The organism is Pseudomonas sp. p1(2021b) (genome assembly GCF_020151015.1).
Taxonomy (GTDB): domain Bacteria; phylum Pseudomonadota; class Gammaproteobacteria; order Pseudomonadales; family Pseudomonadaceae; genus Aquipseudomonas; species Aquipseudomonas putida_K.
The window spans coordinates 1676057-1690325 of the sequence record NZ_CP083746.1; the positions used below are offsets into that span (position 1 = coordinate 1676057).

10 protein-coding genes and 3 tRNA genes are annotated in these 14269 nt (G+C 63.5%); 6 read left to right on the plus strand and 7 right to left on the minus strand.

Going from position 1 to position 14269, the window contains the following annotated elements:
* Positions 1 to 46: 46 nt before the first annotated feature.
* The gene (locus K8374_RS07785) at positions 47 to 931 is read right to left on the minus strand and encodes a LysR family transcriptional regulator (protein ID WP_224458549.1); all 885 of its coding nucleotides are present in this window, start codon (positions 929 to 931) and stop codon (positions 47 to 49) included.
* Positions 932 to 1031: 100 nt separating this feature from the next.
* Here K8374_RS07785 and K8374_RS07790 point away from each other — a divergent pair, with 100 nt between their 5' ends.
* The gene (locus K8374_RS07790; protein ID WP_224458550.1) at positions 1032 to 1460 is read left to right on the plus strand and encodes a PACE efflux transporter; all 429 of its coding nucleotides are present in this window, start codon (positions 1032 to 1034) and stop codon (positions 1458 to 1460) included.
* Between the two features lie 46 nt (positions 1461 to 1506).
* On the opposite strand, the gene K8374_RS07795 is transcribed toward K8374_RS07790, so the two are convergent.
* From K8374_RS07795 to folD, 6 genes are all read right to left on the minus strand, one after another.
* The gene (locus K8374_RS07795; RefSeq protein ID WP_224458551.1) at positions 1507 to 2547 is read right to left on the minus strand and encodes a hypothetical protein; all 1041 of its coding nucleotides are present in this window, start codon (positions 2545 to 2547) and stop codon (positions 1507 to 1509) included.
* A gap of 132 nt (positions 2548 to 2679) precedes the next feature.
* The gene (locus K8374_RS07800) at positions 2680 to 3375 is read right to left on the minus strand and encodes a GntR family transcriptional regulator (protein ID WP_224458552.1); all 696 of its coding nucleotides are present in this window, start codon (positions 3373 to 3375) and stop codon (positions 2680 to 2682) included.
* A 16-nt stretch (positions 3376 to 3391) separates the two neighbouring features.
* The gene (locus K8374_RS07805; RefSeq protein WP_224458553.1) at positions 3392 to 4096 is read right to left on the minus strand and encodes a FadR/GntR family transcriptional regulator; all 705 of its coding nucleotides are present in this window, start codon (positions 4094 to 4096) and stop codon (positions 3392 to 3394) included.
* Positions 4097 to 4159: 63 nt separating this feature from the next.
* Positions 4160 to 5473 carry a C4-dicarboxylate transporter DctA gene (locus K8374_RS07810; RefSeq protein ID WP_084859354.1) on the minus strand — a complete coding sequence of 438 codons (1314 nt, stop codon included), beginning with the start codon at positions 5471 to 5473 and terminating at the stop codon, positions 4160 to 4162.
* A gap of 282 nt (positions 5474 to 5755) precedes the next feature.
* Positions 5756 to 10558: a dermonecrotic toxin domain-containing protein gene (locus tag K8374_RS07815; protein WP_224458554.1), complete on the minus strand. Its 4803-nt coding sequence runs from the start codon at positions 10556 to 10558 to the stop codon at positions 5756 to 5758.
* Between the two features lie 165 nt (positions 10559 to 10723).
* The gene (folD, locus tag K8374_RS07820) at positions 10724 to 11578 is read right to left on the minus strand and encodes a bifunctional methylenetetrahydrofolate dehydrogenase/methenyltetrahydrofolate cyclohydrolase FolD (protein WP_084859350.1); all 855 of its coding nucleotides are present in this window, start codon (positions 11576 to 11578) and stop codon (positions 10724 to 10726) included.
* Between the two features lie 289 nt (positions 11579 to 11867).
* Between folD and K8374_RS07825 the strand changes: the two genes are divergently transcribed.
* The 5 genes from K8374_RS07825 to tig all read left to right on the plus strand — a co-directional run bounded on the left by K8374_RS07825 (position 11868) and on the right by tig (position 14256).
* Positions 11868 to 11944: transfer RNA gene (locus K8374_RS07825), tRNA-Arg, on the plus strand.
* Positions 11945 to 11987: 43 nt separating this feature from the next.
* Positions 11988 to 12063 (plus strand) — tRNA-His (locus K8374_RS07830).
* A gap of 56 nt (positions 12064 to 12119) precedes the next feature.
* Positions 12120 to 12204 (plus strand) — tRNA-Leu (locus K8374_RS07835).
* A gap of 187 nt (positions 12205 to 12391) precedes the next feature.
* Entirely contained in the window at positions 12392 to 12691 is a 300-nt protein-coding gene (locus K8374_RS07840; RefSeq protein ID WP_224458555.1) for a DUF6388 family protein, read from the plus strand.
* 251 nt (positions 12692 to 12942) lie between these two features.
* On the plus strand, positions 12943 to 14256 hold the full coding sequence (gene tig / locus K8374_RS07845) for a trigger factor (RefSeq protein ID WP_084854803.1): 1314 nt from the start codon (positions 12943 to 12945) through the stop codon (positions 14254 to 14256).
* Positions 14257 to 14269: the final 13 nt, after the last annotated feature.

Below are 14269 nucleotides of genomic sequence, written 5' to 3' on the forward strand. Positions count from 1 at the left end.
GACACCTGTCACCACGTTATCGGCCGGGCCTTGGAAATATTAAGAACTAGGCGTGGTGGGCTGCCAGCAGCTCCACCAAGGTCCGGGCCGCCAGGTGCAGGGGCTGCTGCTTGAGCCAGAAGGCATGCACGGGCAGCTCCAGGGCGTTCTGGGTGTTGCGAAAGTCCAGGCGCACCAGGCGACCAGTGGCGATCAGCGGCGCCACTCGGGACAAGGGAAAGTTGCCCCAGCCCAGGCCGGCTTCGACCATCTGCAAGGCCAGGTCCAGGCTGTTGCTGCACCAATGGGTCGCAGCCACCAGCGGACGCGGGTCGGACAGCGGCAGGTCGATGCTGCGGACCAGGACCTGGCGCACGTTGAACAGGTCCTCCAGGTAGTGAATGCGCCCGCTCCCCAATGCCGGATGGTGCGGTGAAAGGGTGGCTACCAGCGACTCCATGGCGATGTGCTGGAAGCTGCGCCGAGGGTCCACATGCAAACCCGCGAAGGCCAGGCACAGGCTGACCCGACCGCTGTCGAGCAATTGCAGGGCTTCTTCCTGGGGGGCGCTGAGCAGCTCGATATCCAGCAGTGGGTGGCGTTCGCCGAGCACGGCAATGGCGGCGAGCAGTGGGGTCTGGTCGATATCCGGCACCACGGCGATGGCCAGGCGGCTTTCCAGGCCTTGGGACAGTTCCAGCGCATGCACCTGCAGCAGCCCCAGCTGCTCGGCGATCAGTCGGGCATGGGGCTCCAGGGCGCGCGCCTGGGGGGTTGGGCGCGCTTCGCGCGAGCCGCGTTCGAACAGCGGGTAGCCCAGCTCCGCCTCGAGGTTGGCGATGGCCATGCTCACTGCCGAAGGGACACGCCGCAGGGCCCGGGCGGCTGCGGAAAACGAGCCGCGGTCAAGCACGGCGAGAAACAGCTGGATATTGTCGCTGGAAAAGTTCATAGGTGGTCTCCTTTCAGTAAATCTGAAAGGTGTCGACTTTTTCTGTCAAGAAGAGTGATTCATCCTGGCCGCTTTCATGAAACATCCAGAGATAAAAGTTGTGCAAGGAATCAAACGCAAACTGGTCTATGTGACCTTCTATGAACTGATCGGCCTGTGCATGTCGACCTTGGGCCTGGCCTACCTGTCCGATACACAAGCCTCCCATACCGGGCCGCTGGCGGTGATGATCACCACCATCGCCATGCTTTGGAACCTGATCTACAACAGCCTGTTCGAATGGTGGGAAAGCCGCCAGACCAAGCGTGGCCGCAGTGTGGCCCGGCGCATCGGGCATGCCGTCGGCTTCCAGCTGACGTTGGTGGTGTACCTGATCCCGCTGATCGCCTGGTGGCTGGACATGACCTTGGTGGAAGCGTTCCTGGTGGACCTGGCGTTCATCATCCTGGTGCCGTGCTACACCTTCGTCTACAACTGGACGTTCGACCGGATCTTTGGGTTGCCGACATCGGCGTTGGCAACTGCCTGAAAGGCTGGCGCAGGACCTGTGGGCGCGGGCTTGCCCCGCGATGGTGTCAAGGCGGCAAGCGAATCAACAGCGGCTCCTGCACCTGCTCCCCGGGCTTTGGCTGGCTGCCCAGCAGGCTGTCCTCGACCTGCCCTGACAGGTAGTAGACACCGGACATCGCGCCGCTCTGGCGGTTCTCCATCAGGTCCCGCCATTCTTCGTTCAGCGCCACGTTGAGGATCACCCGCAGTTGCTCGACCATCTGTGGGTGTTCCTGGTCGTGGCTGACCATGCCGTACCCTGCCACCGCGACCGAAAGCAACGTCCCAGCCGCCTTGCCTACCGCCGCCGCGATCGCACTGGCGATGCCGCGCGGCGCCAGGGTAGCGCCGAGCTTTTCACTGGCCCGGTTGGCCACCGACGATAGCCCGGCCTGGGTCTGCCCGGGCGCTTTGGCGGCCTGTTGGTGCAGGTGCTGGCGCAAGGCCTGCCAGGCCGGTTGCTGGTCCAGGGACTTGGCCCTGAGCAATTGATAGAGTGTGGCGTCCCGGGCTGCTGGGGGCCCCAAGGCGATGATCCTGATGCGGTTCAGGCGCTGGCTGACCTGCTCGGGTGGGGCGTTGTAGCGCCGGATGATGGCGGGCAACTGCTGGCCGAACAGTTGCAGATACAGCTCGCTGGCCCGGTCACGGATGCCCTCGGGGTTGATCTGCTCGGCCACAGGTTCGATCACCCGCCGGTGATACTGTTCTTGCAGGTACAGCGCCAGGCGCCGTTCGGGCGGCTCGGCGCCATCGCCGCTGTTCATCTTGTACCAGGCCACCTTGAGTGCCAGCCATTGCTGGGTCCAGTAGCCGGTGAACCATGGGATGAAGTCGCTTTCGGTGCGCTGTTGCACCTGGTCCTTCCATACCCGCATGGAACGTCGGGCGTAGTCGTTGGCCGAGCCGGTGGCGGCTACCGATGCCTCGATCAGGTCCTGGTCGATGCGCTGCCAGGTGGCCGGGGTGAGTACCGCCGGTGGCGGCGGGGCAGGCGGGCGCTTGCCGGCGCACCCGGCCAGGGCCAGTAACAGGCAGAGCAGCAGAAGCAGGATGCGCCGGTTCACGCGGCTGGCCTTCCTGGGGTAGGGAGGAGATGGTTATCCGAGTATAGGCATGATGTTCGCGATGCTGTGGGAGCGGGTTTACCCGCGAAGAACGTCACGCGGTGTTCCCGGGTAAACCCGTTCCACAGTGCCTTATGCGCCTGTGCCTTGATCCAGGTCCAGCTTGGCTTCCAGATGATCCAGATGGTCATGCATCAGTGCCAGCGCCGCGTTCACGTCACCCTTTTCCACGGCATCGATGATCGCCGCGTGCTCCTGCCAGGCGCAGTGGTCGCAGCAGGGCGATTCGTAGCGGGCGATGATGAGCGAGGTCATCGGCACCAGGCCGTTGAGGAAGCGGGCCAGGGGCGCGTTGGCGGCCATCTGCGCGAGCTTGAGGTGGAACTCGCCACCCAGGCGGATCGCTGTGCAGCGCTCGCCACGCTCATGGTGAAGGCGCTCGCGCTCGACCAATTGGCGCAATTGGCGGATCTGCGCCGGGCGCGCGCGTTGGGTGGCCAGGCTGATCAGCGTGGTCTCGGCCAGGCGGCGGGCACTGAGCACCTGGCGGGCCTGTTGTGGGTCCGGGGTGGCCAGGTGTGCGGTGTGGCTGGGCTTTTGCACCACCACCTGCTGGTCGGACAGGCGCCCAAGGACCCGGCGGATCACCGTGCGGCTGACGCCAAAGGCATTGCCCAGGGCCTGCTCGGGCAGGGCGCTGCCCGGGGGCAGGCGTTGTTCGAGGATGGCATCGAACAGGCGTGGGTAGATCTGTTCGGCCGAAAGGCGGGTCTCGCCGTTGGCGAGCAGGGCTGGCAGGCGAGGGGAGGCGTGGGCACAGGCGGTCATGGTCGCGCTCCTTGGGTCATTGACCCGAATGCTCATCGGGAATGTTCAGTTCGATGCCCATGCGCTGGCCTTCCTCGAGGATATGCCGGCGCATCTGGGCACTGGCCTGGGCGCTGCTCTTGTCGCGGATGGCGCGGACCACCGCTTCGTTTTCCTTCAGTCGCGCGGCCAGGTGTTCGGGCGAATTGCGCAGCATCTCGGTGCTCTGCTTGAGGGCATTGCCGGTCTGTTGCACCACGCTCTGGAAGATCGGGTTGGTGGTCAGGCCGAACAGCGCTTCGTGGAAGGCGATGTAGGCATTGACCCCGGCTTCGCTGTCCCCGGCCTCCAGCGCTTCGCGCATGTCCATCAGGATCAGGCGCAACTGGCCGATGTCCTGGCTGTTGGCCGATTGTGCGACCAGCCCGACGATGAACGGCTCGAGGGTATAGCGCAGTTCGAGCACGTCGGCCAGGCTGGCCGCGGCGACGGCCTCGACGGCCGGTTCCTGGGGCGAGGCCTCGATATCGAGCACCAGCACGCCCTTGCCCGGCATCGAGCGCACCAGGCCCAGGGTTTCCAGTACGGTCACCGCTTCGCGCAGGCTGGGGCGGCTGATTCCAAGTTGTTCTGCCAGCTCACGCTGGCCGGGCAGCATTTCGCCGCTGCGCCACTGGCCGCTGGCCAGGGCCTGGCGGAGTTTCTCCACCACTGAGTTGACGACGGTTGATGAGCTGATCACGGTTCGCTCCATGGTTACAAATTACTGCAGTGCGGCCGACGCATTGCGCCGGCCGCGGGGTGTTCAGAATTCCTGCTGGTGGGCCTGTGGGGGTTGCTTGCGCGGCGTGCTGGTGAAGCCAGGCTTGCCGGACAGCACGTTATTCGCCCGTTCCATGTCGATATCCCGCTCCCAGCGGGCAATGGCCACGGTGGCGACGCAGTTGCCGATCAGGTTGGTCAGTGCCCGGCCGATGCCCATGAACCAGTCCACTGCCAGCACCAGCACCAGGCCTACCACCGGGATGGCCGGTACCGCCGTCAGGGTGGCGGCGAGGATCACCAGGGCAGAGCCGGGGATGCCGTGGGCACCCTTGGAGGTCACCAGCGACACCAGCAGGATGGTCAGCAGGTCGGTCATGGCCAGCGGTGTGCCGGTGGCATTGGCGATGAACACGATGGCCAGGGTCAGGTAGATCGAGAAGCCATCGAGGTTGAAGGAATAACCGGTGGGGATCACCAGGCCCACGGTGGAGCTGCCGATGCCCAGGTGCTCGAGCTTGCGCATGATCTGCGGCAGCACGGCGTCGGAGGAAGCGGTGCCCAGGACGATGGTCAGTTCTTCACGCAGATACTTGATGAACGGCAGCAGTTTCAGGCCTGACAGGCGCATGACGGTGCCAAGGATGATCAGCACGAAGCCTGCACAGGTCAGGTAGAAGAGCGCCACCAGGCCGCCCAGGTGCTGCAGCGACTCCAGGCCATATTTGCTGGTGGTGAAGGCGATGGCGCCGAACACGCCCAGCGGTGCCAGGCGCACGATCATGCCCATGATGCGGAACACCACGTGGCTGAGCTCGTTGATCAGCCGCGAGATGCCGGACGCCGACTCGCCCACCAGGTTCAGGGCGCTGCCGAACAGCACCGAGAACAGCAGGACTTGGAGGATATTATTGTCGGCAAAGGCCCCGATCACCGAGGTAGGGATCAGGTCCATGAAGAATGCCGTGGCACCATGGATATGCTGGCCGCGCTCGGCCAGGCTGCTGGCATCGGCGCTGGAAAGCTGGTCCAGGTGGATGTTGGCGCCGCTGCCGATACCGCTGGTGAAGGCGAATACCAGGCCGATCACCAGCGCGATGGTGGTCAGGATTTCGAAGTAGATCACGGACTTCAGGCCGATGCGCCCGACTTTCTTCAGGTCGCCGGCACCGGAAATGCCACTGACCACCACACAGAACACGATCAGGCCGATGAGCATCTTGATCAGCTTGATGAACCCGTCACCCAGGGGTTTGAGCTGCAGAGACACTTCGGGAAAGCTGAGGCCGCAGGCGATGCCGAGGGCAAGGCCCAGCACCACTTGGAGGAAGATCGAACGCGAGCACCATTTGAGCATGGGAGGGATCTCTGGTCGGTGTCCTTGCTTCGGTGCCGGCGACGGCGAAAGAGCGCAGGACTTAATTATTGTGGTCTTACCGGTTTGTTCAGCGCCCGCTCATAAAACTCCGATTCTTACCCTTTTGCAAGCATTTTTGGCCTTACCGGTCTGACCAGTTGCGGCGGTCACCTCCCTCTGGTTGCAACCTTCTCCTGGAAAGCAATTTAACCCACTGATTTCAAACGACTCCATGGGAGCGGGTAAACCCGCTCCCACAGGGGCGCACGCCCGGCGGGCATTTCACTGGCGTGGCAGATAGGTCTGGGTCATGCCCTCGGTGAGCTGTGCAACCAGGTTTGCGTAGGCTTCGTTTCGCGTCTGCAGGAGCAGCTCGCTGGCCCGAAGATAAAACGCGCCTTCGTCTCGATAGCGGCCGGACACCAGGTCGATCCGCAGCAGCGTGCCATCGCGTCGCCAGGCGATGTCGGGCCGTTCCTGCGCCAGGGCATCGATGAACGCCGGCGGCACTGCGGGGCCGTCATAGGCGACCTGATCCCCTGCTTCGCTGAGCGTATCGAAGTAGACGCTGGCACCATTCCAGGCCTCGCTGAGGCCGGTGAATGCCTGCGGGTGCAGGCGGCGCAGCCAGGTCTCCCAGAACGGTTGTTCGATGGCCCATTGCACGACGGCCGGCTGGCTGGCAAGGCCTTCGACGCCCAGGGCCAGCCGTTCCAGGGTGGCTGGGCTCAAGCGGGCGAGATAGTCGAAACTGATCTCGCTGGGTTGCGGTGGCAACCCCAGGCGTTGTAGCAGCCGCATGCGTGCGTGCAGGGCCATCTCCATCTCATCGAGCAAGAAGGTCGGCTCGCTGAGCAGCTCGTCGCTGATATCGTCATCGGGGTGCAGCGCAGGCGCCTCATCGGCGGGTGTACTGTTTATCAGTGCACGGCGCCTGGCGACACGTGCGTCATAGAGGGTGGCGATACGCTCATCGAGCAGGTGCTGGCGCAACAGCGAACTGACGACCGCCACGGCCACCGATTCGCTGTTCTGATCCGCCGCGGCCAGCAGTACCTGCTGCCACACCAGGACTTCGACCTCGACCTGCTGAAACAGCAGGGTGGTCTGGTCGACGCAACCTTGGGCCGCCTCGTTGAGCACGTCGATGATGCGTTGCTGCACCTGGGCTTGCCCCCAACGTTCGTTGGCGCCTGCCTGGCCGGGTGTGGTCAGTTGTTCGAGGAGGGTCTGCATGCGCCGGCGCATGGCGCCCGGGCTGCTGTGGTACTGCTGGGTGTCCTCCATACGGTTGAATAGCTCGTACAGCGGTTGCCATTCAGGCGCTTCGAAGGTGTCGGAAATATGGTCGCGCAAAGCCTGTGGGAAATCGGCGAGCCAGCCGACCCCATGCGCTTGCGCAGCGGTGGGCAGCCCCGCGTCATTCAGGCTCTGCACGGTTTGTGCGTCGAGTGGGTTGTTCTGGAAGGAATAATAGATATCGCTGTCGGCCGCCCTGACGCTTGCGGCGAACGCGGTATCGCGCAGGTCCGGCACATGGTGCAGCTGGTTGTTGCTCAGATCGACCGCGCGCAATGCCAGGGGCTGCTGGTCCATGAGGGCAGTCAGGCCGGTCGGCCATTGGGCGATGCCGGTCTGCTCCAGGTCGAGCCGTTCCAGTCGCGTCCAGCCGGTGAGGTCGGGCTCCAGGTCCAGCGGGTTTTCATGCAGGAACAAGATGCGTAGACGGTCGAGGCCTGCCAGTGCGGCGCGGGAGGCTGGGGTCAGGGTAATGTCGTTCTGGCCCAGGCTCAGCTCGGTCAAGGCAGGCCAGCGCTGCAGCGCCTGGAAGTGCTCCTGCTCGAGAAACAGCTCGTTCATTTCAGCTTGCAGGCCGCTCAGCTCCGGGAGTTGCGCCATTCGCTCCAGGGCCGTGACCGGCAGGTCCGCAACCGCAGCGGTAAGATTGAGGCTGCGCAATCGCGTCAAGCGGCACAAGGTCGCCAGGTTGGATTCGCTGTTCATGTCCAGGTTGTTTTCCGACAGGTCCAGCGAGGTCAGCTCCGCCAGCTCGCCCAGCTGTGTTGGCAGCAGCGTCAGGCCATTTTCGATGAGCTCCAGTTCTCGCACCCCCGGAAAGGCCGCCAGGAATACGCCGAGGCTGTCGCTGCCTGTACGCCACAGACCGTGGAGGGAAAGCCTGCGTATATAGGGCAATTGCACCCCAAGGGCTGGCAGGGCACCGACATGTTCGCCATCCAGGCTCAGGATCACATGGTCCAGGCTGCCATCAGGGTCGGTGTTTTCCCGACGCCATGCCTGGCGCAGGCGTTCGGCCAGGGCTTGGCGTGCGGCGCGCCGCTGTTCGACGAGGTCGGCGGCTACCGCTTGGGTGTCCTGGGCCCATGCTTGCAGCGTTGCGTCGAGTTGCCGGTATTGTTGATGGAGCTCGTGCATCAGTTGGCTGAAGGCGGCAGGGTCGTTACCACTTTGCTGGCGCAGTCGGGCACGCAGGCTCTCGCGATCGTTATCCTGGCTGGCGGGAAACAACTGATCGAACATTTCGTCCGGGGTCTGCAAGCCCCGACCTCGGCCGCTCAGCGGGTAGCCGATACCCTGGTCGCCGGGCAGTCGCGTTGGCAAGCGGTACATCGGGCGCACTGGCAACAAGCCCAGGTCGCGGACCGTTTGTTCACGGTCTGCGCTCAACCGTGCGAGCAGTTGGTCGCGCAGTGTGTCGGGGTCATGGATGTTCAAGCCCAGCGCATCGCGTTCACTGTCGGGCAGGGCCTGGAGGATGCTCTGGAAAAGGCTCACCGGACTGGACAGGGTTTCGCCGACCTGGTCGAAGGGCTGGTAGCCGCTGCCTAGGCGCACAAGGGTCTTGGTCACGGTGCCCACTGGGCCTGTCTCGCCCAGCAACTGGCCGGTGAAGCGCTCGGCGCGCAATTGCAGGCGGACCTCGCCGGTCCAGCCTGGCAAGCGCTGGAGGGCCGCCAGGGCCAACAGGTCGCGGTCGGCCATGGCACCGTTGGCGTGATAGAACCCCAGCAAGGCGCGATTGATACGGGCGTCGCGCAGGTATAGCCGCGCCGTTTCACCTAGGGAAAGCGGCAGGCGGCCAGTGCGTTGCAGTTCCCGTAGGTCGCGAGGTTGTGCCCGATCGAGAATTTCTCGGCGGGCATGCCTGCCCAGTGTCGGGAAGTCCCGCGCCAGGAGCGCCTCGCCCGGGCGGACGGCAGGTGCTGCGTATTCCACGCCCAAGCCCTCGAGGCAGTCGAGCAGAGAAGCGGGGAGCGGCAGCCGATCGGTGAATACCCGGCGCAAGGTGGCGGCGTCGTAGCCACTGCAACGCATGGCCAGGGCCAGGGTAGTATCATCCAGACCGGCGCGAGCTGGGCCCAGGCGCCGGAGCAATTGTTCGGTTGACCATGTCAGGGGGCGTTCATGGTCCAACAGCCAGGGCCCGTCGCTCGCGCCCCGCAGCGTGGGCTGGTGACGGTGCCCGGCCGCCCGGGCCAAGCGCCACTGGCCATCGGGCCCAGGTTCGACCGGGTAGCTTTGGTTTTCCCGCGACAGCCAGTGACGCTCCTGCAAGGCATAAAGGCCGCCGCGTGGTGTAGCCATGGCCGAGCGAGGCCTGGCGAAGGGTTCGAGCCCGCCATGCCAGAGCCGCTGTTCATCGTTGTGGCCGATCTTGTACCAGTCATGCAACGCACCTTGTGGCAGGCTGAAATGGGTGGCGGCACTCAGCGCCGCCACTTGGGCCAGGTTCTCGAACACTTCGAACAGGTGGCCGATCGCGGCATCCGCATCCCCCTCGTTCGCGGCATGCACACCCTCGAGAAATTCGTCGACCAATTGCGCGCCGCCGACCACGATCATCAGCTCACCCAGCCCCGGCACGAACAGGCCGGCCACGTTCAGCACCGACAGGCCCATGCTTAGCCACCCTTCGATGTGGGCGAGCTGGGCCTCGGCATCCCGTTGCGCCACCGGCACGGCGATCGCGGCAGCATCGGCGAACAAGCGTTGGACGTGATTGCGCGCGCGCGCGGCGAAACAATCGTCCGGCCAGCGCGTGGACGCCAGGGGAAGCCGTGCATTCTTGTCCAGGGTCGCCTGCCAGAGGTCGCGAGGGCCGGGGAACAGGCGCTTGAACCAGCTGACGGTATCGCCTTCCTCGAGCACGGGTGGGGTGGTTTGCACGCTGGAGTAGGGGTAGTACGGGTACAACGTCTTGCGTAGCCGGGATACGAACGCGGGGCGCTGGGTTTGGCTGGCGTAGCGGCTGAAGAACGCCCGTTCGCTGTCTTTCCAGAGCAGCCGGGTCAAGGCTTTGCCGGCGGCCTTCAGCGAGGCGTATTGACGTAGCGGCTGGCGCGGATGCCCAGGCAGGTAGAGAAGGCAGGGCTCGATGTCGTCCAGTGGCTCGCGACGGATCAGCAGCGGGCCATCGAGCGGTATGTCGAACAGGCTCAGGTAGCTGCACTCCAGAGGCGCCGGCTTGCCGTCCTCATCGAGCAGGAATGGGTCGCCTGCCAAGGCGGCATGCGCCAATGCACGCCCATGGGCATCGATATGGCCTTGCAGTTCGGCGTGGCCTGCGTCGGCGGCGAAGGCGGCGCGGTCTTGCGCGCACAACAGCGTGCGAAAATCCGACGTGGCGACATGGTCCGAAAGGTGATTGCGGTAGCGCTGCCCCAGATCGAGGTTGCGTACGCCTTTCACGAACCGGGCGCTGTCCAGCTGCATTGGGGCTTGGTCGGTGCTGGAGAAATACAGCTCGACCTGCGCATCGGCGTCGAAATTCTGCAAGGCCGCCTCCAGCCACGATTGGCCGCGTTCGGCACGACCGGTGCGCAGCCATCCTTGGTCGACGGTTGGCAGCTCGCGGTCGTCGAACCAGTGGACCATCGCATCGTCCAGCAGCGGGCGACAGAACGCCTCGATCGGCTGCACCTGGGCCAATGCCGCTTGCACCCGTCGGGTGGCGCGATGGCTGTCGCGGATCAACCGTTCCAGTCGCTGGCGCTGCGCCGGGGTGGCTGCTTTCAGCCAGGTGGGCATTTGGGTGTGGATGAACGCGAGATGGGAAGTGCTCATGGCTGAACCTCTGGTGAAGGAACAGCGAGCCTAGTGAGGTGAGGCGTGCAGTGGGGCTAGATAGATACCGCAAGGGGCCTGCTGGGGCTGCTTTGCAGCCCATCGCGGCACAAGGCCGCCCCTGCAACAGGGCATGTAAGCCCATACAGGAGCGGCCCGGTCGCTTTACTTGTGCAGCGTTTCGGCCGCGTAGAGCGTGTTTTCCAGCAGGCAGGCCCGGGTCATCGGGCCAACGCCGCCTGGCACCGGCGTGATCCAGCCGGCACGGGGCAGGGCGGTTTCGAAGACCACATCGCCCACCAGCTTGCCGTCTTCCTGGCGGTTGATGCCGACGTCGATGACGATGGCGCCTTCCTTGACCCATTCACCCTTGACCAGGCCCGGCTTGCCGGCGGCGACCACCACCAGGTCGGCACGGCCCACATGGCCGGCCAGGTCCTGGGTGAAGCGGTGGCAGACGGTGACCGTGCAACCGGCCAACAGCAGTTCCATGGCCATCGGGCGGCCAACGATGTTGGAAGCGCCGACGATCACTGCGTTCATGCCGTACAGGTCCTGGCCGGTGCTTTCGAGCAGGGTCATGATGCCCTTCGGGGTGCACGGGCGCAGCAACGGGATGCGCTGGGCCAGGCGGCCGATGTTGTAGGGGTGGAAGCCGTCGACGTCTTTGTCCGGGCGAATGCGCTCGAGCAGCAGCGACGCATCCAGGTGCTCAGGTAGGGGCAGCTGCAGGAGAATGCCATCGACGGCCGGGTCGTCGTTGAGGCGGTCGATCAGGTCGGTCAGGGCTTGCTGCGTGGTCTCGCTGGGCAGGTCATAGGCCTGGGAAATGAAGCCGACCTCTTCGCAGTCCTTGCGCTTGTGCGAGACATAGACTTGGGAGGCGGGGTCGGTGCCGACCAGGATCACCGCCAGGCCCGGCGTACGCAGGCCTTGCTGGCGACGCTCCACGACACGTTGAGCGATCTGCTGGCGCAGGTTGGCGGCGATCGCCTTGCCATCGATTAGGTGTGCAGTCATAGACGCGTGATTAACCATCGAGAAGGGAACATAAATGAGGGCGCATTCTCGCACGACACGGCCCAAGGGCAAAGGCGGGTGGTCGGCCAAATCCCCTAACCCCTTAAATAAACTAAATTTTTTTGAAAAAAGTGTTGACGACCTGCCGGCTCGTCTATAACATTCGTCGCACTTGTCGGGCAGAGCCTAGCACTGGTTAGCAAGGTCAGGCAGAATGAGCGGATTTGCTAGCTTGTTCGGTACGGCTGAAAAGTTGATTTGCAATCGTAACAGAAAGCAGATTGAATATGCGCCCGTAGCTCAGCTGGATAGAGCATCCGCCTTCTAAGCGGATGGTCGCAGGTTCGAGTCCTGCCGGGTGCGCCATTAGGCAGCTTTGGCACAGCAAGTAACGTTGTACTGCAATATGGTGGGCGTAGCTCAGTTGGTAGAGCGCTGGATTGTGATTCCAGTTGTCGTGGGTTCGATTCCCATCGTCCACCCCATATTCTCGAAGGCGCCTTGATTGTATAATCTGGCGCCTTTGCTTTAACTGCTCCACGCGGACGTGGTGAAATTGGTAGACACACTGGATTTAGGTTCCAGCGGCGCAAGCTGTAAGAGTTCGAGTCTCTTCGTCCGCACCATGCATAGTTTCGCCCATTGCGCGAAACGCCCGGAAAAAGCCGCCTAGAGCGGCTTTTTTTGTGCGCGCGTATCGGCCTTCCTCCTCGCGCTGCCAGCTTCCGTGCAATCCACTGGTGGCGCCCTGATGAAAGCTGATAGATTTCAGTCGGTTGAAACACCGGCCAAGGGGTCGGCAGAGGAATCGTCATGATTGCAAAAGAAGCCCGCCAGGCCCTGGCATTGCAACGCTTCGCGCAAGCCAACCCGCAGTTGCTCGAAGACATTCGCGAGCTGGATGAACATGAGCAGGCCCAGCAGATCCAGTGGGCGTTCGAAGATGCGGCTGATGAGCAGGGTATCGAACCCTGGGAGCTGGCCTTGCAACTGATCGCGGAAAACCCCGAAGAGCTGCAGGCCATGCGTCTTGAGGTGCACCGTGAGGTTGCCGAGGCGCTGGGCATGAGCTGGGAGGCGTACTGCCAGTTCAACGAGGTCGCTGGCCGATAAGTGCCTGCTTTTATATAGCTGCATTTGTTTAACAAGTTTTTACAGCCAGCGCGAGGTGCATCCACTGTCGCGCGGTACCGAACCGTAAAGCGCCCCACGGCACGCCGCCTGGGCCTTTCAAGGAAATCGACCGGCGTGGTTTCCCGTCGTCCCGGGTGGGGTGACTTCTGGTGCGTGAGTCACTAGAATGCTTGCCCTTGATTCTGGAGTCGGGCAATCGCCGGCTAACGTCTGTGCAACGAGGAATATCCATGCAAGTTTCTGTTGAAAACACTTCCGCTCTCGAGCGTCGCATGACCATCGCCGTTCCGGCCGAGCGCGTCGAGAACGAAGTCAACAAGCGTCTGCAACAGACTGCCCGTCGCGCCAAGGTTCCAGGCTTCCGTCCTGGCAAAGTGCCGATGAGCGTGATCCGTCAGCGTTACGAAGACGCAGCCCGCCAGGAAGCCTTCGGTGACCTGGTCCAGGCTTCCTTCTACGAAGCCGTGGTCGAGCAGAAGCTGAACCCGGCCGGCGCCCCTGCCGTCGAGCCGAAGTCCTTCGAAAAGGGCAAGGACCTGGAGTTCGTCGCGATCTTCGAAGTCTTCCCGGAGTTCACCGTTGGCGGCCTGGAGTCGATCAATGTCGAGCGCCTGAGCGCCGAAGTGGCTGACGCCGACCTGGACAACATGCTGGAAGTGCTGCGCAAGCAGAACGTCCGCTTCGAGGCTGTCGAGCGCGCCGCGCAGAACGACGACCAGGTCAACATCGATTTCGTCGGCAAGATCGACGGTGAAGCCTTCGCCGGCGGTTCGGCCAAGGGCACCCAGCTGGTGCTGGGCTCCGGCCGCATGATCCCGGGCTTCGAAGACGGCCTGGTAGGCGCCAAGGCGGGCGAAGAGCGCGTTGTCAACGTGACCTTCCCCGAGGACTACCAGAACCTGGACCTGGCCGGCAAGGCCGCCGAGTTCACCATCACCGTCAACAGCGTCTCGGCCCCGCAGCTGCCTGAGCTGAACGAAGACTTCTTCGCCCAGTTCGGCATCAAGGAATCGACCCTGGAAGGCTTCCGCGCCGAAGTTCGCAAGAACATGGAGCGCGAGCTGCGCCAGGCCATCAAGGCCAAGGTCAAGAACCAGGTCATGGACGGTCTGCTGGCCGCCAACCCGGTCGACGTGCCGAAGGCCCTGCTGGAAAACGAAGTCAACCGTCTGCGCGTGCAGGCTGTCCAGCAGTTCGGTGGCAACATCAAGCCTGAGCAGCTGCCGGCCGAACTGTTCGAAGAGCAGGCCAAGCGCCGCGTGGTCCTGGGCTTGATCGTCGCCGAAGTGGTCAAGCAGTTCGAGCTCAAGCCGGACGAAGCCAAGGTCCGCGAAATGATCGAGGAAATGGCCTCGGCCTACCAGGAACCAGAACAGGTCATCGCCTGGTACTACAAGAACGACCAGCAGCTGAACGAAGTCCGTTCGGTTGTGCTGGAAGAACAAGTTGTAGATACTGTCCTGCAGAAAGCGACTGTGACCGACAAGTCGGTCTCGTACGAAGAAGCTGTCAAGCCAGCACAGGCACCTGCCGCCGCTGAGTGATAGGTCTTCTCTC